The sequence below is a fragment of the Sphingopyxis sp. NFH-91 genome (assembly GCF_021401285.1).
In the GTDB taxonomy this organism is placed as follows: Bacteria; Pseudomonadota; Alphaproteobacteria; order Sphingomonadales; family Sphingomonadaceae; genus Sphingopyxis; species Sphingopyxis terrae_A.
This window is the reverse complement of the sequence record NZ_JACBGA010000007.1, coordinates 1-21,625: the sequence shown is the minus strand read 5'-3', so window position 1 is coordinate 21,625 and position 21,625 is coordinate 1. Positions and strand designations below refer to the sequence as shown.

17 protein-coding genes and 2 tRNA genes are annotated in these 21,625 nt (G+C 61.6%); 10 read left to right on the top strand and 9 right to left on the bottom strand.

Annotated features, from left to right (window positions below; translation table 11 throughout):
- Window positions 1–491 precede the first annotated feature (491 nt).
- The 7 genes from L0963_RS15020 to L0963_RS14990 form a co-directional block, all read right to left on the bottom strand.
- The gene (locus L0963_RS15020; protein WP_234180393.1) at window positions 492–5,129 is read right to left on the bottom strand and encodes a hypothetical protein; all 4,638 of its coding nucleotides are present in this window, start codon (window positions 5,127–5,129) and stop codon (window positions 492–494) included.
- Between the two features lie 23 nt (window positions 5,130–5,152).
- Window positions 5,153–6,838, bottom strand: a complete 1,686-nt coding sequence (locus tag L0963_RS15015; RefSeq protein WP_234180391.1) for a hypothetical protein — start codon at window positions 6,836–6,838, stop codon at window positions 5,153–5,155.
- 179 nt (window positions 6,839–7,017) lie between these two features.
- Complete coding sequence (locus L0963_RS15010; protein ID WP_234180389.1) at window positions 7,018–7,536, bottom strand: hypothetical protein; 519 nt, start codon at window positions 7,534–7,536, stop codon at window positions 7,018–7,020.
- Between the two features lie 84 nt (window positions 7,537–7,620).
- Window positions 7,621–8,016, bottom strand: a complete 396-nt coding sequence (locus tag L0963_RS15005) for a winged helix domain-containing protein (protein WP_234180387.1) — start codon at window positions 8,014–8,016, stop codon at window positions 7,621–7,623.
- On the bottom strand, window positions 8,009–8,200 hold the full coding sequence (locus L0963_RS15000; protein ID WP_234180385.1) for a helix-turn-helix transcriptional regulator: 192 nt from the start codon (window positions 8,198–8,200) through the stop codon (window positions 8,009–8,011). Before L0963_RS15000 ends, L0963_RS15005 begins: the two co-directional genes overlap by 8 nt.
- A 131-nt stretch (window positions 8,201–8,331) precedes the next feature.
- A complete protein-coding gene (locus L0963_RS14995; protein ID WP_234180382.1) occupies window positions 8,332–9,087 on the bottom strand; it encodes a hypothetical protein in 756 nt (251 codons plus the stop codon).
- A gap of 106 nt (window positions 9,088–9,193) precedes the next feature.
- Window positions 9,194–10,369, bottom strand: coding sequence for a tyrosine-type recombinase/integrase (locus L0963_RS14990; protein ID WP_234180380.1), 1,176 nt, complete (start codon window positions 10,367–10,369; stop codon window positions 9,194–9,196).
- A 273-nt stretch (window positions 10,370–10,642) separates the two neighbouring features.
- Between L0963_RS14990 and L0963_RS14985 the strand changes: the two genes are divergently transcribed.
- The 3 genes from L0963_RS14985 (at window position 10,643) to L0963_RS14975 (ending at window position 12,732) form a co-directional block, all read left to right on the top strand.
- A complete protein-coding gene (locus L0963_RS14985; protein ID WP_062901335.1) occupies window positions 10,643–11,206 on the top strand; it encodes a peroxiredoxin in 564 nt (187 codons plus the stop codon).
- 141 nt (window positions 11,207–11,347) lie between these two features.
- A tRNA-Gly gene (locus L0963_RS14980) sits at window positions 11,348–11,421 on the top strand.
- A gap of 57 nt (window positions 11,422–11,478) precedes the next feature.
- On the top strand, window positions 11,479–12,732 hold the full coding sequence (locus L0963_RS14975) for an MFS transporter (protein ID WP_082819856.1): 1,254 nt from the start codon (window positions 11,479–11,481) through the stop codon (window positions 12,730–12,732).
- On the opposite strand, the gene L0963_RS14970 is transcribed toward L0963_RS14975, so the two are convergent.
- Entirely contained in the window at window positions 12,705–13,466 is a 762-nt protein-coding gene (locus L0963_RS14970) for a competence/damage-inducible protein A (protein ID WP_234180379.1), read from the bottom strand. The two genes, L0963_RS14975 and L0963_RS14970, sit on opposite strands and share 28 nt — an antisense overlap.
- A 99-nt stretch (window positions 13,467–13,565) precedes the next feature.
- Here L0963_RS14970 and L0963_RS14965 point away from each other — a divergent pair, with 99 nt between their 5' ends.
- On the top strand, window positions 13,566–14,201 hold the full coding sequence (locus tag L0963_RS14965) for a glutathione S-transferase family protein (RefSeq protein WP_234180377.1): 636 nt from the start codon (window positions 13,566–13,568) through the stop codon (window positions 14,199–14,201).
- A 26-nt stretch (window positions 14,202–14,227) separates the two neighbouring features.
- Here L0963_RS14965 and L0963_RS14960 read toward each other — a convergent pair whose 3' ends face one another.
- The gene (locus L0963_RS14960) at window positions 14,228–14,710 is read right to left on the bottom strand and encodes a flavodoxin family protein (RefSeq protein ID WP_062903060.1); all 483 of its coding nucleotides are present in this window, start codon (window positions 14,708–14,710) and stop codon (window positions 14,228–14,230) included.
- A 101-nt stretch (window positions 14,711–14,811) separates the two neighbouring features.
- Between L0963_RS14960 and L0963_RS14955 the strand changes: the two genes are divergently transcribed.
- From L0963_RS14955 to L0963_RS14930, 6 genes are all read left to right on the top strand, one after another.
- A complete protein-coding gene (locus tag L0963_RS14955; RefSeq protein WP_234180376.1) occupies window positions 14,812–16,773 on the top strand; it encodes an alkyl/aryl-sulfatase in 1,962 nt (653 codons plus the stop codon).
- A 25-nt stretch (window positions 16,774–16,798) separates the two neighbouring features.
- The gene (locus tag L0963_RS14950) at window positions 16,799–17,329 is read left to right on the top strand and encodes a PH domain-containing protein (protein WP_234180374.1); all 531 of its coding nucleotides are present in this window, start codon (window positions 16,799–16,801) and stop codon (window positions 17,327–17,329) included.
- Window positions 17,326–18,867, top strand: a complete 1,542-nt coding sequence (locus tag L0963_RS14945; RefSeq protein ID WP_234180371.1) for a PH domain-containing protein — start codon at window positions 17,326–17,328, stop codon at window positions 18,865–18,867. Before L0963_RS14950 ends, L0963_RS14945 begins: the two co-directional genes overlap by 4 nt.
- Entirely contained in the window at window positions 18,864–20,633 is a 1,770-nt protein-coding gene (recJ, locus tag L0963_RS14940) for a single-stranded-DNA-specific exonuclease RecJ (protein ID WP_234180369.1), read from the top strand. The genes L0963_RS14945 and recJ overlap by 4 nt, the downstream gene beginning before the upstream one ends.
- 91 nt (window positions 20,634–20,724) lie before the next feature.
- Window positions 20,725–20,800: transfer RNA gene (locus tag L0963_RS14935), tRNA-Glu, on the top strand.
- A gap of 195 nt (window positions 20,801–20,995) precedes the next feature.
- Complete coding sequence (locus tag L0963_RS14930; RefSeq protein ID WP_234180367.1) at window positions 20,996–21,550, top strand: hypothetical protein; 555 nt, start codon at window positions 20,996–20,998, stop codon at window positions 21,548–21,550.
- Window positions 21,551–21,625: the final 75 nt, after the last annotated feature.

Genomic DNA, 21,625 nt, shown 5'->3' with positions numbered 1-21,625 from the left:
GGAACGTCCATTTTACGGGTCCTACTTGCCGGATGCGCCAGCATGAAGCGCTAGCAGACCGCTTTTTCTCCGGCTGCGCTGCCTTTAGGCATTAGTTTCAGTTAGAAGTTACAGTTTGATCCACGATGGCTTGGCTGCTTGAGGCGGGGGAACTTTATGGATCGCTGACCACTCGCGAACATTGGCGAAATTCAATCGTCATTTCATAACCTTGTCCCGCAATGAGTTGGCTGCGGGTCGGTGCAAACCCGCTCAACTCGCAGGCGGGTGACTTTCGCCCAAACCACTATTCTGCAAAGTTTAGAAAGCCTTATATCCCGAAATCGCGGGGTAGGGTGTGCACGAAGCTGTCCCGAATTTGGGCCGCCATGTTCAAAAGTCGACCGGCCAAGTTATGGCAGTGGAGGGTTGAGCGTCCACGTGGGGTGTAGAGCCAATCTGGCGCGTGAAGGATGATGGCTTTTAGAAGAGTGTTGATGGCGCCAGCATCGCTATTCGCCGTTGATTAGCTTGCGGTAAAGCTCACCAAGGTCAGAATCATCACTCCACATATCATTGCCTTGTGCTGGCGAGGGTTCGTGCGGTCTTGAGTAAGCGTTAGCAACCTCAGGCGACGGCTGGCTTCCGAGCAGGCCCTCAAGTTGCTCTTCAGTGGGATACTCGCGCTCCGTGTGGATTTCGCGAGAGAATCCATTCGTGTTCAACCGATAGATTGCAGTGTGGCAAACGCGGCCACCGTAGCCGCGATGAGGATCGCGCCCCCCAAACACTCCCTTCTCTCCAGAGATGATCCAGATTGCCGCAAGATTTTCACGCGCCAGCATGCTTAGAAACGCATCTCGTTCGACCAAGGCGGCATCATGCCCAGGAGCGGACACTGAAGGGTCAAAAAATCGCGTTTCGCCTGATGCATCGACAAATTTAGGATGCTGGCCGTCATAGAGTCTTAGCCCCATTGCGTCGGCCAACCATGGAGCGGGCAATTTGACACGGATTGTCTCATCGATGGAGTAGTCATACCCTCCCCGCTCGCAAAGGTATTCAGCAGTTGTTGCACGAACAGGTGCGCCAAAATTATTCCAGCTATCCGGGGGCACCCAGTTATCACTCTCCCGCAGGGAAGGATGCCAAGGAAACTCCCCAAGATAATAGTCGCTGTCGAGATGGAACTGGGGAATGTCGCGCAAGCGTGCGCCATCTAGTAGTGCTTTCGCGACCTTGGATTCGTCCTCCTTCGCCATGACAATGCAGTGAACCTGATACCAGGTTTGCCGCTGCATCTCTCGACTCTCGCCTTCGATCCCGGACTGTCTCCAAGATGCGTGGACATTCAAAGGCAGCCACCTCCGAGAGGTTTTAGGATCAGTGAGATCGATCAACTTTGCGTCATTCAGCAGATCACTGTCACTTTCCAACCAGACTAACCGATCCATAGGTTCGATTTGGCGCAGCCGCGGTTCGACCGGCACCCACCAGCTGCGCGGCCACTGCTTCCAACCATCATAATGTGTCTTGGTTACAAGAAGGGACGGATCAATATCTCGAAGGCCGATTTCCCGCGCTCCCGTGTACGGACGGGGCCCCTCATCGCCATATCCCTGACCCATAAACATCAAGTTGTCGGCCATTCGAGCGATCAATTCGCCCAGCGCGAGCCATTGATATTTTTTGCCTATGCGCTCAACGCGATGGTCATGCCGGTCAGAACTTGAGTTACGTTCAATTGCAGCAAACCTCTCGGTAGTCCAACCAAGCTCATGTGCGCGTTTACAAATCCACCGCCGGGCCCAGCCTTCATCAAATCGTGCTGAATAATTATGTGGTCTCTCGGCGAACTTCCATTGCCTTATGTAGTGCTTGGCTTCGACCCGATATTCCTCCCACTCCGCGGCTGAGACGGCCCCCTGGAAGGCCAACTCAGCGCTTTCGAGCGCCAACTGCTCAGGTGACTTTTTGTAGCTGAGTTCGCCTCTTGCAGCTTTGGCGGCTGTCAGCAGTGCTTCGAATGCTGCAATCTGTTCGGTAGTCGCGGACGAACGAAATCTGTCTATCCAGTCCTCGGCCAACTGAGCGCTGCTCGGACACTCAGCCGCGGAAAGCGGGGATGGGGACCATCTGTCAACTTTGTGACGGACAACGTACGATGCAAAGTCGCCATGATCGCCAACCGAGCTGACGATTGCGTCATGAAACAATTGGCCGTTGTAGTCCTGCTTGAAGGTGTCAATCAGCGCGTCGGGCACATACTCTATAGGCCAGCTGCTCTGGTAGGGTGGCTTTGTCAGTGCAATGTCGATGGAAGCTGGCAAAACACCGCGCCAATCGGAATATGCCACGATGCCCCGCGCGTGATCCCGTAACAGTTCATTACACGGCGGCGCACCACTTTCGAATGTGAGCTCGTAAGCAGTCAAAGCCAGATCAGTCAGGCCTTGCGTCACTTTGCCTTGGAGCGCCGCTCCGTAGGCTGCGGCAAATAAACGTTCTCGGACGTAGAGGTCGTCTACATCGGCAAACAATCGAAGTGTGGAAGAAGCGAGATCCAAGCGCTCAGCAAAAAGGCAGCCAAGCGCTTTCGTGGCGCGATCCCTTATCATCCGATTTGAACTCGTAAGAAACCAACCAAGCGCAATCGCGGTCAGCCGCGCACGTTCATCTTCGACTGCGCCCATTCCATTCTGCATCGCCCATGAGATCAGTTGGCCGAGTGGGTCTGACTCGTCGCCTCGTGCATTAACGTAGACCGACCATTCGAAATCCCGCTCGGGCATTGTCAGTATTTTGAGCTGCTCGTGTAGGTAGTCGGCATTGAACTTGTTATCTGGCTCCGTGGCTACGGAAACGAGCACGTCTTTGACGCCGTCTTCATCGTTAAAGTGATGGACCAGCTCAAGAGTTCTGTCGGAGAAAAAGGCCTGATTTCGCCACAGCAGGCTCTCCTGAAAGGCATTCTCGACGGTCCAGTCGATCTCAGCTCGGAAGTCAGCAATCTCGATCCGAACGGCCTCAGGCAGCTGAATGGCGAGTGCTTCAATTATGCCCGCAAATCGATAGTTCTGAGAGCCAAACGCAAGCTCACCCAAACGAGTACCCTTCGCAAACGAGCCGTGAGGATTGGAAGGATCGAGGTGCTCGTCCAACAGTCGTTTCGCGATGGCGTGGTCGCTGTAGCGCTCGAACGTAAATCGGACCATTGTAGCGAACGAACCATCATCTTGCCGGACGGGTTCGAGCGCTATGACGCCTTCGCTTTCAAGTTGCGCGAGCAGGCTTCGCTCGAGGCTACCACTAGGCGCCAATATCTCGTCGAAAGCTGCAATTGCATCTGACTTGGAAGCATAGCCGACCCCCTGTGAAACAATCAAATCCGCAAAACGCTTTAAGGCTCGTTCCACAACGTCCAAATGGGGATCGAGTTTCATCCGCTTTGTCACGGCGCGTACGACGGCATTGTTATAGAATTCGAATATCGCGCTTACACCTCGCAAGCCGCGAGGCAGCTCATTCTTCCCCTCAACATCCAAGAAATCGCAACAAGTTTTGAGAAACAAGGGATTGAGGAATTCAGGGACGAGATTTGGCGCGCCAGGACGAACGATACCGCGCTTGGCGAGATAAACGTTCGCCGCTTCACCGCCGCGGCCACCGAAGCCTTCATGCTTGATCGAACTGAGTTGGTGGTCGCTGAGCGTGTCGGGCACCACATGCCGCACATATGTTGACCGGCACGAAAGAACGATCCCAACCCTGGGAAAAGGCTCAGCCGCCTTCAGGAACGCCGCCATGCGCTCCGGCCAAATTTCTGGGCCGTGCCGCTCGTTGATTGCGTCGATACATACCAATGCGCGCACTTCTGCGGCTTGTGCAGCAGCATCGAGCATGCCCAAGAATTGTTTGGCCTGTAGATCGGATGGAAGATCCAACTGGGTCATAATTTGACGCCAAGGATCACCTTCGATCATGGCGCTGCCAAGCACCACGAGAGCCGGACGCCCCAGATTGACTTGGTGCTCCACAACATCTGCAAGCAAGTGAGATTTGCCGGTTCCGGCTGCGCCAGTGAGCAATACTGCGTGCGCATTAGCAAGCGCCCATTGGCTTGAGTCCAAAGCTTCTTGGATTTCCGTAAGCAGGTCGCCGAAACGAAAGAGATTATGGCGGGCCCATCCTTGGTCTGTCGTGCCGTGTTTTTTCTCTTCCTCTGGGAGAGTGTAGACCCAGCTTAGAGATCTCCTCACAGCAGCGTAACAGTCAGTCACGGCACGTTTCCACCGTTCTACAGGATAGAGGGCCTCAGGCCCAACCGGATCAATTCGAAGAGCCTCGTTCAGCTCATTGAGAGCCTCGGAGAGTTCTGTGATCTCCGTTGAACTCGATCCACCGTTGGCCCGCTCTAATGACCGGAGAGTGGAGGCGCCTTTTTCGGGTAAACTAAGTGCCCATTCTTGGACCATTTCTTCAAGGAAAGGATCTCTCGCGAATGCTAGGAAATCGCGACGGATGGGGAGTTCGACGTTGGTTTCCGGGGTGTAGCGAGAGCCGAGTGAATCTTTTGCCTTCCCGAATTGCTCAACCAGCCACTGGGTTGTCAAAGCTTCTTGGTCGAACCAGTACAAGAGCCGTCCAGTCTGGGCCGGCTGGTCAACGGTGAGCTTTGAGATAAGTTCGCTCTTCCCCCAGAGACCGATCGTAAGCGACCGCTTTTGGCTCTTGGCCTTCTTTTCCCACTTATCCTTCCAGTCTTCCCACTTCTTCCGCGCACTCTTTGTTGGGCGCCCACGTTTGCCCGATTTCGGTCGTGAATCCGGAAGGTCGAATGGTAGACAAACGACAAGACGGGAAAGGTTTGGATGCTTTTCGAGAGCAGCTTCAACTGACTTATCGAGTTGTGAGCCCAAGCTCGCATCCCACTCGAAGACATATTTGGCCTGCCACCCAACTTCCTCACCACTGGGAAGCTTAAAAAAGCACTCTAGACCCGCATCACCACCGCGACCCTTTCTGGTGAAAACAGCTCCGGGGCCCTCAGTTTCCAATGAAGCGAGCTGAGAACAAAGCTCCTCAAATCCGGTATGACGGGTGCCGTCAAGCGGACGAATTCGCGTAAAGTCGATGTCAGGCAGATTCATGAAGTAACCTTGGAAAAGAACGCCTAGAGCAGTTCGATGATGCGGTCGAACGACACTTGAACAGATGAAGCAAGCCAACGGAAATGGGCGGGAAGTGAACCATGATCCTTCTTCGCCTGTTTGATTAGGGCTTGCTTTTCTGTGTTCGCCGCGTGGCCTTTGGTCTTGGAGCGCAGATGATGCAGCAGCCTCAGCGGCTCCAAGATCTCTTTTGCTTCATCCTCGTCCAAACCCCCAGCCAACAACACTTCCTGAAGGAGCTTGAGTGATTGCCATGCCTTCTCGAATTCGCGGCCTGCCGACTTCAAGCGCTGGCGAAGCGCTTTCACGACGAATCCTTCAACTACCAGTTGATCGAGGGCCAGAAGTGAATTGGCCCATTCCTCGGTAGATGCAGAGATTGGATAGTGAACCGTATCAGCGAGGTCTCTTCCCCGCGCGTCCCAGTAATCAGGTTTGATCTCGTCGAGTTTCGCAACTTCATGTTTCAAGTCGACGAGCGGATCTGGGATTGAGCTGAAGCTACCTTCAAAATCGGTCTGGTAGGCGCGCTCCGAGATAGGTGCCTTCGGCCACTCGTTGAAAGACTGCCAATATAGCTGCTCGCTGTAAGGCAGCTTCGCTAGGTCATAGAGGTAAGCATGCACTTGGCCTGCTTCATTCACGTCATACGATTTGAGGTACCAACCTCCGCGTGCTGAGATCGATCGATGTTCGAGCCGATATTTCTCGGGGTCGGCTTTGTATTTCTGCAACACCTCCGGCCGGAAAAAGGCTGGCGTCACCTGGAAGGGCAGGTCGGAGTCTTTATCGAAATAGCTCGCCAGCGCCCACGGAGCGCAGGAAATTTCGGCGAGCTGGTTATTCTTCCAGTCTTGAGCTTTGAATGTCGCGTACTCTTTGCCTTCGTCATTCCATTGCCGATTGGCCTGAGCAATCAACATCTCCTTTGTGAGAACGGGGCGGAGGATCATCGCGCCGTTGGCAAAGCTAGCATTGTTTTGGACACCGGCGTGGTAAAAAAGGTCGTTGTCGTTGGTCTCCGAGCGCTCAGGATCATGCCAGCCGAAAAAGGACCCAGAGGGGTACCGTGTAAAGTCGAACTTCGTGACGAGTGCCGTATCGGTAACCGCCATGTAGCGATGTAGCTGCTCGGCATCGATCGTAACGAGCGTTGCAGAGTTCTGTCCCAGCGCCTCGCTGAGATCTCGAAGCCGAATGATCGGCTGAATATCTCCGTGCTCGTCAAGCTTGCAGTAAGCCGCCTCTTCGTCGAGCCAATATAGATCGAGAGCCTGAACGAGTTGCTGAGACAACTCTGTCCGCATTGCACCTTTGTCGACGCCTGTAAAATCTCGTCGAAAGACGAGTTGCTCTGCACCGTCCAAAGCTGAGCAACCGTAACTGTCGACTGGGGATGACAAATACATACGGTCCGGTTCTCCGCCTCCTGAAACATGCTCAAGCGCCCAATGCCCCGTTGGGTCAAACCTAGCATTTTGAAGCGCGTCTCCGTCTGGCGGTGTAAGTCGGCTCTGTGGTGCGAGAACCGTGAACGCAATCATCTGGCCAGGATTTGCGAAAAGAATGACTTCATCGGAGGCGGAGTTCCGCTTCAGATATTGAGCTCCAGATTTTGCATCACGCAGCCAGTGATTGTCACCGGGATTGGGCCCTGCCACTTTCAAAAGTTCATCTAGGTCAAACATTCCGTGCCGATTCATTGGATTAGGGTGTGATTGCATACAATAGCTGCAAAGAGCCTACCCATGGTAGCAGCTATGTGTGCGTAGGAATCCAACACAAAGAGGAATGGCCAAATTCCGCCGTTTCGGCCTCTCAGCGTATTGGAAACCGACACCGCTATTACTTTCAGTTTGGTACAGTTTCAGCCGTCTGTGTCGGAATCCAATACCGGCAATCGACCTGAATCCCGCGCCTTACGAAAGGTCTTCAAAGCCCGCATTCCGCGCTCCATTCGCTTGTGCGCTTTGGTTCCGGGTTGCGGCTGGCAATCCATGAATGCCATTGAGGGACCTTTACGACCGGGACCGGCAAGCCAGGTCAATCGCCAGCATCTAGCGCGGGACCTTTCAGCCGCTTTGACATGAAACGAAGCGGCCTCGGTCATCTCGACAAAGCCGAGTTCCTGCAATTCATCGAAAGCACTTCGCACGGCTGAAAGGTCGGCCATACCCAGCCGCCCTGCCGCGTCACGGATACTGAGGTAGAGACTCCCGTTGTTCTCGCCATTGTCCAGCATGGTGAGCTCCACGAGCAGGGCTCGCGCTGCGGTGCTGAGCGCACGATAGGCGGGCGAATTCAACAGGCGATGATCCAGCCTAGCGAAACGCGAGGTAGGGTTGCGGCCTTTCTGGTTGGGTTTGTTTCTGTTTCGCTTGCGCACGGCAAGGCACTCCCATGTGCGGGATTGACCCTGCGAACGGAAACAGGGCGACCGTTGCCAGCCGCCCCGCGTTCATCCGCCTTGTCAGTCGGAAATCACTTCGAAGATGGTCACAGTTGACCGCAGGATGTAGCGGGCATGGCACCCCTCATCATGCTTTTCCCGTAATGTGACGATGACCAAGCTGCACCGATTTTTCAGCTTGCGCACATGGTCCCACAGTCGGAGCGACCAAGTCTCTCGTGCAAGAGGTGTGATCCCTGCTTCGCCTGCCTCCACAAGCGCCAGCAGCACCCTCGCGACTTGGCCCGACACTGTGAACGGCTGGTCATCAGGCCCGATCGCTTTCACGATAATGCGCTTGCGAGGTGTTCTGGGCGAATGGTAGTGGTTCAACTGTCCGTTGACATCCTGGCCTTCGACATTCGCCCCCAGAGCCGCTGCAACGGCGCTGGGGGCATCTTTCTTGCGGTCATCCATTGGAAGCCTCTCCGCCCTGCGTCGGCAGGCTGGAAGCCCACGCTTCTGCGTCGGCGACTGCAATACGAGTTGCACGGCCGATTTTCTTGATGGGGATGCGGTTGGCGGCCACCTCGCGATAGAACGCGGAGTGGCTGATTTTGTAGCGGTCCTTGAACTCCGCCACGGTCAGTAGTTGGCTCATTGTTGGTTCCTATGCCTCCGTAGAGACTACGCTGAATTGCGCAGCACCTCAGGGCATGGCTTGGGATGCCACGGAACAGTGTGGCGATTGCAGCAATGGGGATGCGAAAGTTCGCGCGCTCGTTGCGGCAATCAGGGATAGCGCATTATTCGCGCGACCTTCCCTCGCAGATTCCTCACTCTCGTTGCCACGTTATCAGGATTGATCGAGGCGTCAGGATCATCAGAAAATGCGGTCGCAAACTCTGCAATCGCTTTCCACGGTAGTTTGGGAGACAAGACGGCTGGCCTAGGGAAATGGAGTCCTCCAGCGCGATGGTCGTCCTTGCGGAATCCTGTCACGAAGTCGGCAAGCACCAGTGCTACAGCTATTTCACGTTTAGGCAGGCGCGTTGGGAATGTATCGTAAAGCAGCGGACCAAAGCGTACCGGGAAACGGTCGGGCCGCAATGACTGCTTCTCGAAGTCGCGAAGCGCACTGACTACGGCGCTGCAGCCATCTTCGTATGTCATTTCAAGCTTGGCGCTCGGGCACAACGCAGTGGCAATCGAGACGCCCAAATCTCGCTCAGCTCTCCTGAAACTTGAACTACCAATTGCTTGCCGGAATGCGCGAGTGGCCTTCGCCAACGTTTGCCGGTGCTTCGCGTCTCGCTTTCTCGCGGCAATCAGATCCCAGTCAGCTTGCCAATTGTGGGTCTGCCACTTTTCGCAAGCTCCAATGAGATAGTGCCTGAGCGGGAAAAAGCCGCTTGCATCATTGTCCGGCCAATCTGGGCCGGCCCAATCAGCGAGCGAAAATGAGGCGGCGTGATAGCGCTCTGGAATTGGCGCTCTGCCCGGCGCAACCCATAGCGGGGTAACGCCTTCGAAATAGGCCGAGTTCACGGCATCGGGACGATTGCGAGGCCTGGCCATGTCTAGACAGCCGTAACGGCAATGCCGCCTTCTATTCCCACGGTAGGGCCATTTCCACGGTAGGGTGCCCTCTCGCTCACAACGCCAACTCTCCTAGCGCCTTGACCGCTGCATCGCTCGCGAGGTGCCCATAGTGACGCTCGATCATTTCCGCGCTCGTGCCGGAAATCTGAGCGATGGTGAGCAATGGCAGACCAGCGCTCACGAGGTCAGTGATGGTGCTATGCCGCAAAGTGTATGCGGTGGCATCGGCTGGCAGATCGGCAGCCGACACAGCGCTTGCAATGGGCCGTTTCCAGCTGTCCTTGTCCCATGCCTTGCCGTTAGCGCGCATGAAGAGCGGTGCGCCTGGCAGCTTGTTCTTGGCCTGCTTGGCGAGCAGTTGTGCTGCTTCTTGCGGCAACTGGATGCGGCGCGGTTTCCCGGTCTTGTCCTTGCCAATGGTGAGTTCGGCCGTGCGCTTGTCGAAGTCGCCAGCCGTGAGCGCCGCCATAGCGCCGGGACGAAGCGGCAAGAGGCACAGGGCGCGGACGAAAGGCGCTGCGTATGCATCGGTGCACTCGATCAGTTTCTTGCGCTGCTTGCGGTCCAGATAGAGGGTACGGCGTCCATTGGCGTTGGGGATGGCCTTCAAGGCTTCCTGCCATGCCGCTTCGCTATTCGGTGCGCCGGGTGACAGAACCTTGCTTAATGCCGCTCTCAGCACGGCCATTTCGCGATTGACGGTAGATGGTGCTCGCTCGCGTTCGACCGGATCGCCCTTCTTGCGTCGGCTCACCAGTGCAGGTTGTGCTTCCAGCCGCTCGCGCCATTCCTTGACGTGACGGCGGCGTAGCTTGTCCAGCTTCAGCTTGGCGATAGAGTCCTCATAGACGTAGCGCTTGAAGCGCTGCTCGGCTTCAGGCCGGTCCTTGGCGTACTCACGGCAGGCATCGGCAACGGTCTCGATCTTGGCGCGGATTTCGCCGCCCGATTCCACAAGCTCGGCAAGCTTCTCGGCCTCCTTCTTTGCCGCTGCGAACATCTCGTTTCCTGGGAGCGTGCCGAAATCCCCAAGCGACTTCACCTGATAGCGGCTGGCATCCTCGTCATAGACGCGGGCAATCCATGTGCCCTTGCCCCCGCGCTTGGAAGGCCTGAAGCCAAGGAAGCATCCGGCGCGCAGCCTTTGCCAGTGCGGCTCGCGTTGCACTTTCAACCGCTCCCGGTTGCCGACTTTGCTTAGGTCCAATGCCACTGCCAATTCTCTCATTCCGTTTTGTATGGAATACGTATGGAATACATGCAGGGATTATCGGAAACAAGGAGAGATAGGAAATGACGTTATTTCAGAGCTTTCGGCGTTCCAGCTTGTCCCGCATTGTGCGTAAACTCTGCACTCCGAAGGCAGAGGTCACAGGTTCGAATCCTGTCGGGTGCGCCAGTTTTCTCCAAGACCATGACCTCGACGGGCGTCCGCGTCGGCGCGCTGGACGCCCGCGCATTTTTTGGTCATGCTTGGCGACATCGGCCAAATGGGAGAGCGATGATGAAATTCCGGGGCATGACGGCAATCGCGCTGGGTGTCGGGCTGCTCTTGGCTGCCGCGCCGCTGCAGGGCTTCGCGGCGCTCAAGCCCGGCGTGAAGGCGCCCGATTTCACGCTGGATGCGGCACAGGGCGGGAAGCCTTTCAGCCTGTCGCTGAAACAGGCGTTGAAGCAGGGTCCGGTCGTCCTCTATTTCTTTCCCGCGGCTTTCACGCCCGGCTGCACGATCGAGGCGCATCTTTTTGCAGAATCGACCGACGATTTCAAAAAGTTGGGCGCACGCGTCATCGGTGTCACCGCGGGCAATATCGACCGCGTCGCCGAATTTTCGCGATCGGAATGCCGCGACAAATTTGCCGTGGCGGCCGATCCGGGCGCGAAGGTCGCCGCCAAATATGACACGACGATGCGCACGGCGGACAACCGGATTCTCTCCGAACGTACATCCTATGTGATCGCGCCGAACGGGACGATCCTGCTCAGCTACACCGACAGCAAGCCGCAGGCGCATATCGAGAAGACAATCGCGGCGGTGCGGGCATGGAAGGCGCGGAAACGCTGATCGCCGCCGCGTGCCCGCGCGATCCGCAAGAGATATGTTGACGACAGCGCGGTCATCGTGGCACTCGGACGCCGCATCGCGAGGGCAACTGCAAAACGCGCTTTAAAACAGCACGGCAGGCAGGGGCCAAGTCGTTGAAATGCGGGTGTAGCTCAATGGTAGAGCAGAAGCTTCCCAAGCTTACGACGAGGGTTCGATTCCCTTCACCCGCTCCAGCCCTGCCGTAAGAGGCCCGGCGCAGGCCTCCCGCTTCCGACATTCAGGATTTTCTTGTGACGGCAAAGCGCACCATTCCGTTCATCGTGGCGACCATCTTCATCGATGCGATCGGGTTCGGAATCATCATGCCGGTGCTGCCGCAGCTCGTGATGGAGGTGGGGCGCATCGACCTCGCGCATGCGATCGAGGTCGGGGCGTGGATCGGGCTCGTCATGGCAGTGGCGACCTTCCTCGCTTCGCCGGTGCTCGGCAATCTGTCGGACCGGTTCGGGCGGCGGCGCGTGCTGCTGCTGTCGCTTGCCGGACTCGCCGCCGACTATGCACTGCTGACGATCGTCGACACGCTGCCCTGGCTGTTCGTCGCGCGGGCGCTGTCGGGGATTTTCGGGGGTAGCTATGCCGCCGCGATGGCGGCGATCGCCGATGTCACGCGGCCGCAGGAGCGCGCGCGCAACTTCGGTTTCGTCGGCGCCGCCTTCGGTGTCGGCTTCGTCGTCGGCCCCGCGATCGGCGGCTTTCTGGGCGAGTTGTCGCCGCGCGCGCCCTTTGTGGCGGCGGCGCTGCTCGCGGCGGCGAACATGATCTACGGCGCCTTCATCTTTCCAGAGACGCTGGCCCCCGACAAGCGGCGCGGCTTCGACTGGCGCCGCGCCAATCCGCTCGGCGCGGTTCGCGCGATGCGCGCGCTTCCGGGCATGAGCGGCGCGGCGGCGGTGCTGCTGCTGTGGCAGATCGCCAGCCTCGTCTATCCGATGACGTGGAGCTTTTACTGCATCGCGCAGCTCGGCTGGACGCCGGGGATGATCGGCGCGAGCCTTGCCGCGGTCGGCGTCGCCATCGCGCTCGGGCAAAGCTTCGTCGTCGGGCCGATGGTCGCGCGTTTCGGCGAACGCGATGCGGCGACGATCGGCATCGCCGTCGCGGTCGCGGTATTCGTCGGCTATGCGTTCGTCACAACGACCTGGGGCGCCTTCCTGCTGATCGTGCCGATCATGTTCCAGGCGCCGGTGCAGCCGTCGTTGAGCGCGATCTTGTCGCGCCGCGCCGATGCCGGCGCGCAGGGCGAGGTGCAGGGGATTTCGGCGATGGCGATGGGGCTGGGGCAGATCGTCGCGCCCCTGCTGCTCACCGGCACCATGGCCTGGTTCACGGGCGCGAACGCGCCGGTGCATTTCCCCGGCGCCGCCTTTCTGGTGGCGGCGCTGTTCGGATTGTTCGCGATCGCGATGCTGCGCCGCCTGCCCCGCGCGACGCGGACGAGCGACGCCGACGCGGCCGATCAGATGCCGCCGTCGGTCACCGTATAGCCCGCCGCCTCGAGCGCCGTGCGCACGGCGGCAACGCAGGCGGCGACCCGTTCCGCGTCGGTCGAGCGAAAGACGAAATTGGCGCCGACGCGGCCGTCGCGAAAGAAGGGATAGCTGCCGATCGCGACGCCGGGATGATCCTTTTCGCCCGCGCGAAGCAGGTCGGCGACCTCGCTTTCGGGTGCCCATGCGCCGATCGTGTGCGCGACGAGCGGCGCCCCGCCTTCCAGCGCTCCGGTCAGCGCATCGAGCATGCCCGCGGTGATGTGCGGCACACCCGCCATCACGAACAGATTGCCGATGCGGATGCCGGGCGCGCCCGACATGCGGTTGGGGATCAGCTCGGCGCCCTCCGGGGTGCGCGCCATGCGCAGCCGCGCGTCGGTCAGTTCGCCGCCGCGCGCCGTGTAATAGCGTTCGAGGATCGCGCGCGCATCGGGGTGGACGATGACCCCGACGCCGAGCGCCTTTGCCACCGCATCGACGGTAATGTCGTCGTGGGTCGGACCGATGCCGCCGGTGGTGAAGACATAGTCGTAACGCGCGCGCAGCGCATTCAGCGCATCGACGATCTCGTCCTCGACATCGGGGACGATGCGCACTTCGCGCAGGCGAATCCCCTGCACGTCGAGCCAGGTCGCGATTTGCGCGACATTCTTGTCCTGCGTGCGGCCCGAGAGAATCTCGTCCCCGATCACCAGCACGGCGGCGGTCCAGATGCGTTCGTCGCTCATCTTCTTGCCTTACCGCGCCCGCATGACAAAACAAGGCTTCTGGATCGCAGACGATGTTCCTGATATGTTCTTTGCGACTCGCAGCAAGGGAGAGCAACCATGGCCGACGATCTGATTTTCTATACCAACCCCATGTCGCGCGGACAGATCGTCCGCTGGATGCTCGAAGAGGTCGGTGGGCCCTATCAGACGCAAATCCTGGGCTATGACGACAGCATGAAGGGCGCCGACTATCTGGCGATCAACCCGATGGGCAAGGTGCCCGCGATCGTCCACCGGGGCAAGGTCGTCACCGAATGCGCCGCGATCTGCGCCTATCTCGCCGATGCTTTTCCCGATGCGGGGCTAGCGCCGCCGCTGGAGGCGCGCGCTGACTATTACCGCTGGCTGTTCTTTGCCGCCGGGCCGCTCGAAACCGCGGTGACCAACACCCACGCCGGCTGGGTGCCGAGCGCCGAGCAGCAGCGAATGGTGGGATACGGCTCGTTCGAAAAGGCGCTCGACGCGCTCGAAACGGCGGTGGCGGGCAAGGCCTTCGTTGCGGAGGAGCGCTTCAGCGCCGCCGACGTCTATGTCGGCAGCCAGCTCGACTGGGGTCTGCAATTCGGGACGATCCCGACGCGCCCCGCCTTCGAAGCCTATGTCGCGCCGCTGCGCGAGCGCGCGGGATACCGGCGGGCCAAGGACATCGACAACGGGCTGATCGCCGAGATGCAGGCGGCGAGCCCGGCCTGACGGCATCCGGCCCCAGGGTTATGGTCCTAGAAAATTCCCGCCGTCAGCCCTTCCGCGAGCGCCGCGCCCAGATCGCGCGCTTCGGCGAGGCGGTCCGCCGCAATCGTCTTGGGGGCGAGGATCGCCTCGGGCGTCTGGGCATCGGTGTTGACGATGACCGGGTCGGCGACACGCCGCAGGCGCCAGCCGGTCGCGATGCGATCGAGCTGGCGCTGGGCATTCTCGCCGTCGGAGCCGGCGCAGATGATCGTCGCATAGGGGCGCCCTTCGATCCGGCCGAGACAGGGATAATAGCAGCGGTCGAACATCTCCTTCATCGCGCCCGAAAGCGCCGCGAGATTTTCGGGGCCGACGAACAGATAGCCCGCCGCCGCTTTAATCATCTCTGGCGTCACATCGTCCGCCGCGACGCGGCGCGCTGCGTCGCCGGCGCCTGCCGCCGCCGCCTCGGCGAGCGCGGCGCTGCCGCCGGTGCGGCTGTGCCAAATGATAAGCAATTTGCATTTCATCGCCGCAATATCCTCTAGCGTCGCGCGAAGCCCGCACCGCCGGGCCGCCGCTTGCCAAGCCATGCCACAAGGCGCAAGCAGGACCAAAAGGGGAGGATGCGATGAAGCGTGCGATCTGTCTGATTCCGATCATGCTGTGGGCGAACGGCGCGGCCGCGCAGGATGCGGCCAGCGAGGCGACCCGCGCCGCGCAGGCCGAACTCGCGCAGCGCCTGCCGCTCGACGACCCGCGCGACGAGGCGAATGTGCTGCGCGGCAAGATCGCCGAGATTCCCGATGGCGTCATCATGGGCAAGGATGGCCGGATCGTCTGGGATCGCCGACCCTATGACTTTCTGAACGGGGCGAAGGCCCCCGACACGGTCAACCCGTCGCTGTGGCGGCAGGCGCGGCTCAATGCGGTGCACGGGCTGTTCGAGGTTGTGCCGGACAAGATCTGGCAATTGCGCGGCTATGACCTGTCGGTGATGACGATCATTCGTGGCAAGACCGGGTGGATCGTGGTCGATCCCCTGCTGTCCGAGGAAACCGCAGCGGCGGGGTGGAAGCTGTTCGCCGACACGGTCGAGGCAAAGACGGGCGTGCTGCCGATCCGCGCCGTCATCTTCAGCCACAGCCACAGCGACCACTTCGGCGGCGTCGGCGGCATCGTGACCCCCGAACAGGTGAAGAAGGACAAGATCCGCATCATCGCACCGCACGGCTTTTCCGAAGAGGCGACGTCGGAAAATGTCCTTGCCGGCCCGGCGATGGGGCGCCGCGCGCTCTATATGTTCGGGGCCATCCTCGCGCCCGGGCCGACGGGACAGGTCGATACCGGGCTCGGACCCAAGCTTTCGTCTGGGACGATCGGCTATATGGAGCCGACCGAAACCGTGTCCGCGCGCGGGACGACGCTGACCATCGACGGCCTGGCCTTCGACTTCATGGACGCAGGCGGCACCGAGGCGCCGGCCGAGTTCGTCTTTTACATCCCCGCCTACAAGGCGCTCCACACGACCGAGGTGGTGACCCACAATCTGCACAATGTACTGACGCTGCGCGGCGCGCAGGTCCGCGACGCGCTGCGCTGGTCGAAGGTGATCGACGCGATGCTGCTCAAATGGGGCGGCAGCGCCGAGGTTGCGATGGGATCGCACCATTGGCCGACATGGGGCGCGGGCGAGGTCCGCACGCTGCTCACGAACCAGCGCGACGCCTATCGCTACGTCCACGATCGTACCCTGTTTCTCGCCAACCGGGGCGCGACGCTGCATGAGCTGGCCGACCAGACCCCCGAAGCGGCGGTGCAGGGAAGCGATTTTTCGACGCGCGGCTATTATGGCACCCTCAATCACGACATGAAGGCGACCTATCAGCGCTATTTCGGCTGGTGGGACGGCAATCCGGCCAATTTCAACCCACTGCCGCCCGAAGAGAGCGCGCCCAAATATGTCGCGCTTGCGGGCGGCCCCGACAAGCTGCTCGCAGCGGGCAAGGACGCCATCGCCAAGGGCGATTATCGCTGGGCGGCCGAAATGCTGAACAAGCTCGTCTTCGCGGCGCCCGACAATCAGGCGGCGCGCGCGGCGCTCGCCTCGGCCTATGACCAGCTGGGTTATCAGGCCGAATCGGGGGCGTGGCGCAACTATTATCTCGCCGCCGCCGCAACGCTGCGCGGCAATGCGGTCGCTGGCGGCACCAGCAACGGCCAGAGCCGGTCGTTCATTAGCGCGATCCCGACCGCGGTCTTCTTCGATTCGCTTGCTACCCGCTTCGACGCGGTGAAGGGCGCGGCGCAGAAGGGCGTGTTCCAGTTCGTGATGCCCGACAGCAAGGAAAGCGTCGCGGTCGTCGTCGAGGGCGGGGTCGAATTCCCGCGCTATGGCGTCACCGACGCCGCGCCGACCGCGACGATCACGCTCGATCGCAGCACGCTCGACGATGTGATGCTCGGCCAGGCGCAGTTTCCGGCGCTCATGCAATCGGGCGCGATCCGCATCGAGGGCGACCGCATGGCCTTTCTGTCGTGGTTCGCGATGCACCCGCCCGCCGACCCGCGCTTCAATATTGTTGTGCCATAGGGGGCGCTGCGCTTAACGAAGGGCAATGACCGATACCGACGCCGCGCCGCCCATCGACCCTTTCGCACCCGATGCGCTCAACGCGGTGGAGGGGCTCGACCCGGTCGATCCCGCCTATCGCCACGTTCTGCGTATCGCCGCGGCGCTCAACGCCGTCCCGCTGGCGATCGGCGCGAGCGTCGCCGACGCGCTGCTGATCCGCAGCATTGGCGGCCCGTTCGGCCTGCTCACCGCGCTGGCCTGGCTGATCGCGCTCCTCGTCATCGTCATGCTGCCGTCGCGCCGGATGCAGCGGTGGGGCTATCACATCGGCACGGGGCAATTGCGCGTCGCGCGCGGCTGGATGTTCCGCACCGACACCATCGTCCCCTTCGTGCGCGTCCAGCACATCGACGTCGGGCAGGGGCCGATCGAGCGATGGTTCGGCCTGTCGCACCTTGTCGTCCATACCTCGGGGACGCACAACAGCACGGTGACGCTGCCTGGCCTGCGGTCCGATCTCGCCGCCGCGATGCGCGAGACGATCCGCCACCACATCCAGACCGACTTCGCATGAGCGAGGGCGAACCTGCCGCGGCGTCCGCGCGGGCGGCCGATGTCGAACCCGACTGGCAGCGCCTGCACCCGGCGACGCTGGCGCTGGCGATCGTCAAGCTCGGCCCGCGTTCGCTCAATTTTCTGCCCGCGCTGGCGGCGATCGGCTTTGCGGGCAAATGGGCCTATGTCGTTCCCGCGCTGCTCGCCTTTCTGCTGTTGTCGCTGCTCGTCGCGATCGCTGCCTGGCTGCGCTTCCGCTATGCCGTGACCGATGATGCGGTGGTGATCGAAAGCGGCGTGTTCGCGCGCCAGCACCGCACCATCCCCTTCGACCGCATCCAGGACGTCAGTATCGAACAGGGGCTGATCGCGCGCGCGCTGGGCATCGCCAAGGTCGATTTCGAAACCGGCGCGGGCGGCGGCAAGGAAGGCGACGGCGATCTCGATGCCATCGGGTTCGACGAAGCGCAGGCGCTGCGCGGCGCGATCCGCGCCTGGCGCAGCGATGCCGCCGACACGCAGGTTGCCGATCCCTCGGGCGTCGCAATCGAAGGCGGCGGCGATGCCGCGGAGGACCGGCTGCTCTTCGCAATGGATCCGCGCCGGCTGCTCGTCGCGGGCCTGTTCAACTTCTCGCTCGCCGCGCTCGCGGTTGTCGGCGCGTCGATGCAGCTGTTTGACAATCTGCTGCCGTTCGATTTCAACGTCTTCAACCCCGTCGACTGGGTCGATCTGGCCGAAGGCTATGGCCTCGACAATTGGGTGCTCGCGCATCGCTGGGTCGCCGGTATCGGCGCGCTCCTGTCGCTGCTCGTCATCGGCTTTGCGAGCGGGATCGCGATGATGGTCTTCGCCAACTGGGGCTTTCGTCTCGTGCGCGAACCGCGTGCGCTGCGCCGCACGCGCGGGCTGACGACGCGCACCGACGTGGCGATGCCGGTCAAGCGCGTGCAGGCGGCGATCCTCGTCACCGGCTGGCTGCGACAGCGCTTCGGCTGGCACGAACTGCGCCTGCAAAGCCTGGCGAGCGACGGTGCGAAGGAACCCGACCATCAGGTCGTCCCCTTCGGCCGACTCGCCGAAATCGACCGGGTGCTCGCCGAGGTGGCGATGCCGCGCCCCGGCCCCGGCGAGACGTGGCAACACAGCCACCGCATCATCGCCATCGGTCCGGTGATCGGCGCGGTCGCGGCGGCGACCGGCGGAACCATCGCGCTGATTCTGGGCAATGCGGTCGGCTGGCTCGGCCTGATCGCTGCTCCCCTGCTCGCGGCCGGGGCGCTGTTCGCGACGCGCTTTCATCTGTGGACCGACCTTGGCGAGATGGTGGTGATTCGCCGCGGCTGGTGGAAGCCGAAGACGACGCTGCTGCCGCACGCGTCGGTGCAGAGCGTCGATATCAAGACCGATTTCCTCCTCCGCCCGCTCGGCCTTGCAACCCTCGTTTTCGGCGTGCCCGGCGGCAGCGCGCTCGGCGCGCATGAAATCCCCGCCATCCCGCTCGCCGCCGCGCGGGATTTACGCGCACGCATCCTCCAGGCAGGAACGGCGGCATGACTACGGCCGCCCTCGGTATCACTCGCTCGATCCTCGGCCAGCCGTGGCATTGGCGCCGCACCAGCGCCGAAATGGGCGGCGAAAGCCTTACACCCGACGATCTCGTCACCCAATTGCTGCTCGCGCGCGGCGTCGCGCGCGACGACCTCGACCGCCAGCGCGTTCCGACGCTGCGCGGTTTCATGCCCGACCCCTCGCTGTTCCGCGACATGAACGCCGCCGCGGCGCGGCTCGCCGATGCGGTCGAGGCGCGCGAGGCGGTAACCATCTTCGGCGATTATGACGTCGACGGCGCGACATCGGCGGCGCTGCTCGTCCGCTTGCTTCGCGCGCTCGACGTGCCGGTGGGCGCCTATATCCCCGACCGGCTGATGGAAGGCTATGGCCCCTCGGGTGCCGCGCTGGTGCGCATCGGCGCGGCGGGGTCGCGGCTCGTCGTCACCGTCGATTGCGGCGCGCAGGCGTTCGACGCGATCGCCGAGGCGAAGGCCGCGGGGGTCGAGGTGATCGTCGTCGACCATCACCAATGCGCGACCACGCTGCCGCAGGCTTTTGCCGTGGTGAATCCCAACCGGCTCGACGAAGCGCCCGATGCGGCCGCGCACGGCAATCTTGCCGCGGTCGGCGTCGCCTTCCTGCTCGGCGCGGCGCTGCTCCGCACGCTGCGCGCGCGCGGCTTCTTCGGCAGCCGCCCAGAACCGCAGCTTATCGAGCTGCTCGACCTCGTCGCGCTCGGCACCGTCGCCGACGTCGCGCGTCTAACCGGCTTCAACCGCGCGCTCGTCACGCAGGGGCTGAAGGTGATGGCGCGGCGCGGCAATATCGGCATGGCGGCGCTGATGGACGCGGCGCGGCTGACCAAGCCCCCGACGGCGAGCGACATGGGCTTTGCGCTGGGGCCGCGCATCAATGCGGGCGGGCGCGTCGGCAAATCCGACCTCGGCGTCCGGCTGCTGACCACCGGCGACCCGCAGGAAGCCGCGGACATCGCGCAGGAGCTGTGCCGGCTCAACGAGGAGCGCCGCGCGATCGAGGCGGCGGTGCTCGACGCCGCGATCGAGGCGAGCGGCGCAACGGCGAACGCGCCGGTGGCGATCGTCGCGGGCGACGGCTGGCATCCCGGCGTCATCGGTATCGTCGCGGGGCGGCTCAAGGAGAAGCTGCACCGCCCGGCGATCGTCATCGCGTTCGACGAGGATGGCGTCGGCAAGGGATCGGGGCGCTCGATCTCGGGCGTCGATCTGGGAGCCGCTATTCTGGCCGCCAAGGAGTCGGGGCTGCTCATCGCGGGCGGCGGTCATGCGATGGCCGCGGGGCTGACGGTCGAGCGCGCGCGGGTCGATGCGCTCGGCGCCTTTCTGAACGAGCGGTTGGCCGCCGATGTCGAGCGGGCGAGCGGGGACAGGTCGCTGCTGATCGACGCGGTGCTCGCGCCGCGCGGGATCAATCCCTTGTGGTGCGAAGCGATCGAGAGCGCCGGTCCTTACGGCGCCGGCTGGCCCGCGCCGCGCGTCGCCACCGGGCCAGTGCGAATCGTCGAATCGGGGGTGGTCGGCACCGACCATCTGCGGCTGATCGTCGCGGGCGACGATGGCGCGCGGTTCAAGGCGATCGCTTTTCGCAGCGCCGAAACCGAACTGGGCCAGACGCTGCTCCATGCGCGCGGTGCGCGCAAGCTGTGGCTGGCGGGGCGCGCAAAGCGCGACGATTGGGGCAGCCGCCCCGCCGCTGAACTCCATCTCGAGGACGCCGCCTGGGCCGAATGAAACCGCGCGGCGCAATATTTTTGCGCACGCGCCGCCACCACGGCTTGACCGCACCGACGGGCCCGTCTAAGGCGCCGCTTCACCGAACGACGGCCCCTTCGTCTAGCGGTCTAGGACGTCGCCCTTTCACGGCGAAAACACGGGTTCGAGTCCCGTAGGGGTCACCAAATCGCCGGAAAGGCGCAGAAGTCTCGGTTTTCTGTTCGTTAGTGACTCGGTGGGTACACCAAATGAGTACACAAAGGACGAACAATCATGAATCCGAAGGGACTCTGGCGCGATCCTCGCAGCGGCATTTTTTACCTCCGCCGCCGTATCCCGCTGCCGTGCAAAGCGCCTTCGCTTGCGGCCAACTCTATAAGGTGAGCCTCGGCACCGCCGATGCCCGCGATGCAGAACGCAAGCTGGCAATAGCCAATGGTGAATTTGAGCAGAAGTGTGATCAGTTTCGCGCCACGCTCGCAAACGGTGTCGCAGGATCGTTCACCTCCGACGAGGCACGCGTCCTGGTCGACCGGCTCCTCACTGCTCGATCCGCTACCGGGTTCGCGAGCGGCGGTATGGATGTTGCCTTTTTCCTCAAGGACCTCGACGACGCTGTCGCGGATCAAGCGGGAGACCATCGGTCCACTGCACAGGACATGAGCCCCGCCGAATGGATCGCTTATCGCAAAAACTTGGCGGGAAGCGATCACGGCGATGAGTTTTCTCCCGAAACACTCGCGCGAATCGAGGCTCACCATGCTTCGGTCCATCGAGACCCTGGCGAGCTGTGGTTCAGTTTTCAGAAACGGGTACCGCGCCGCCGCTGGCGTCCCCTGCTCAGCTTCGCGGTCGCTAAAATTAAGCGTGAACTAAAACTACCCGAGGATGTCCGCCGTCAGCGCCAATGGCACAGATTTGAGGTTGTGATTTAAGGAGGATTTGGGCTTCGTCGTAGTGACGAAGGAACGAAGATGAAGCCCAAATCCTCCTTGAAAAAATCGGCGCCG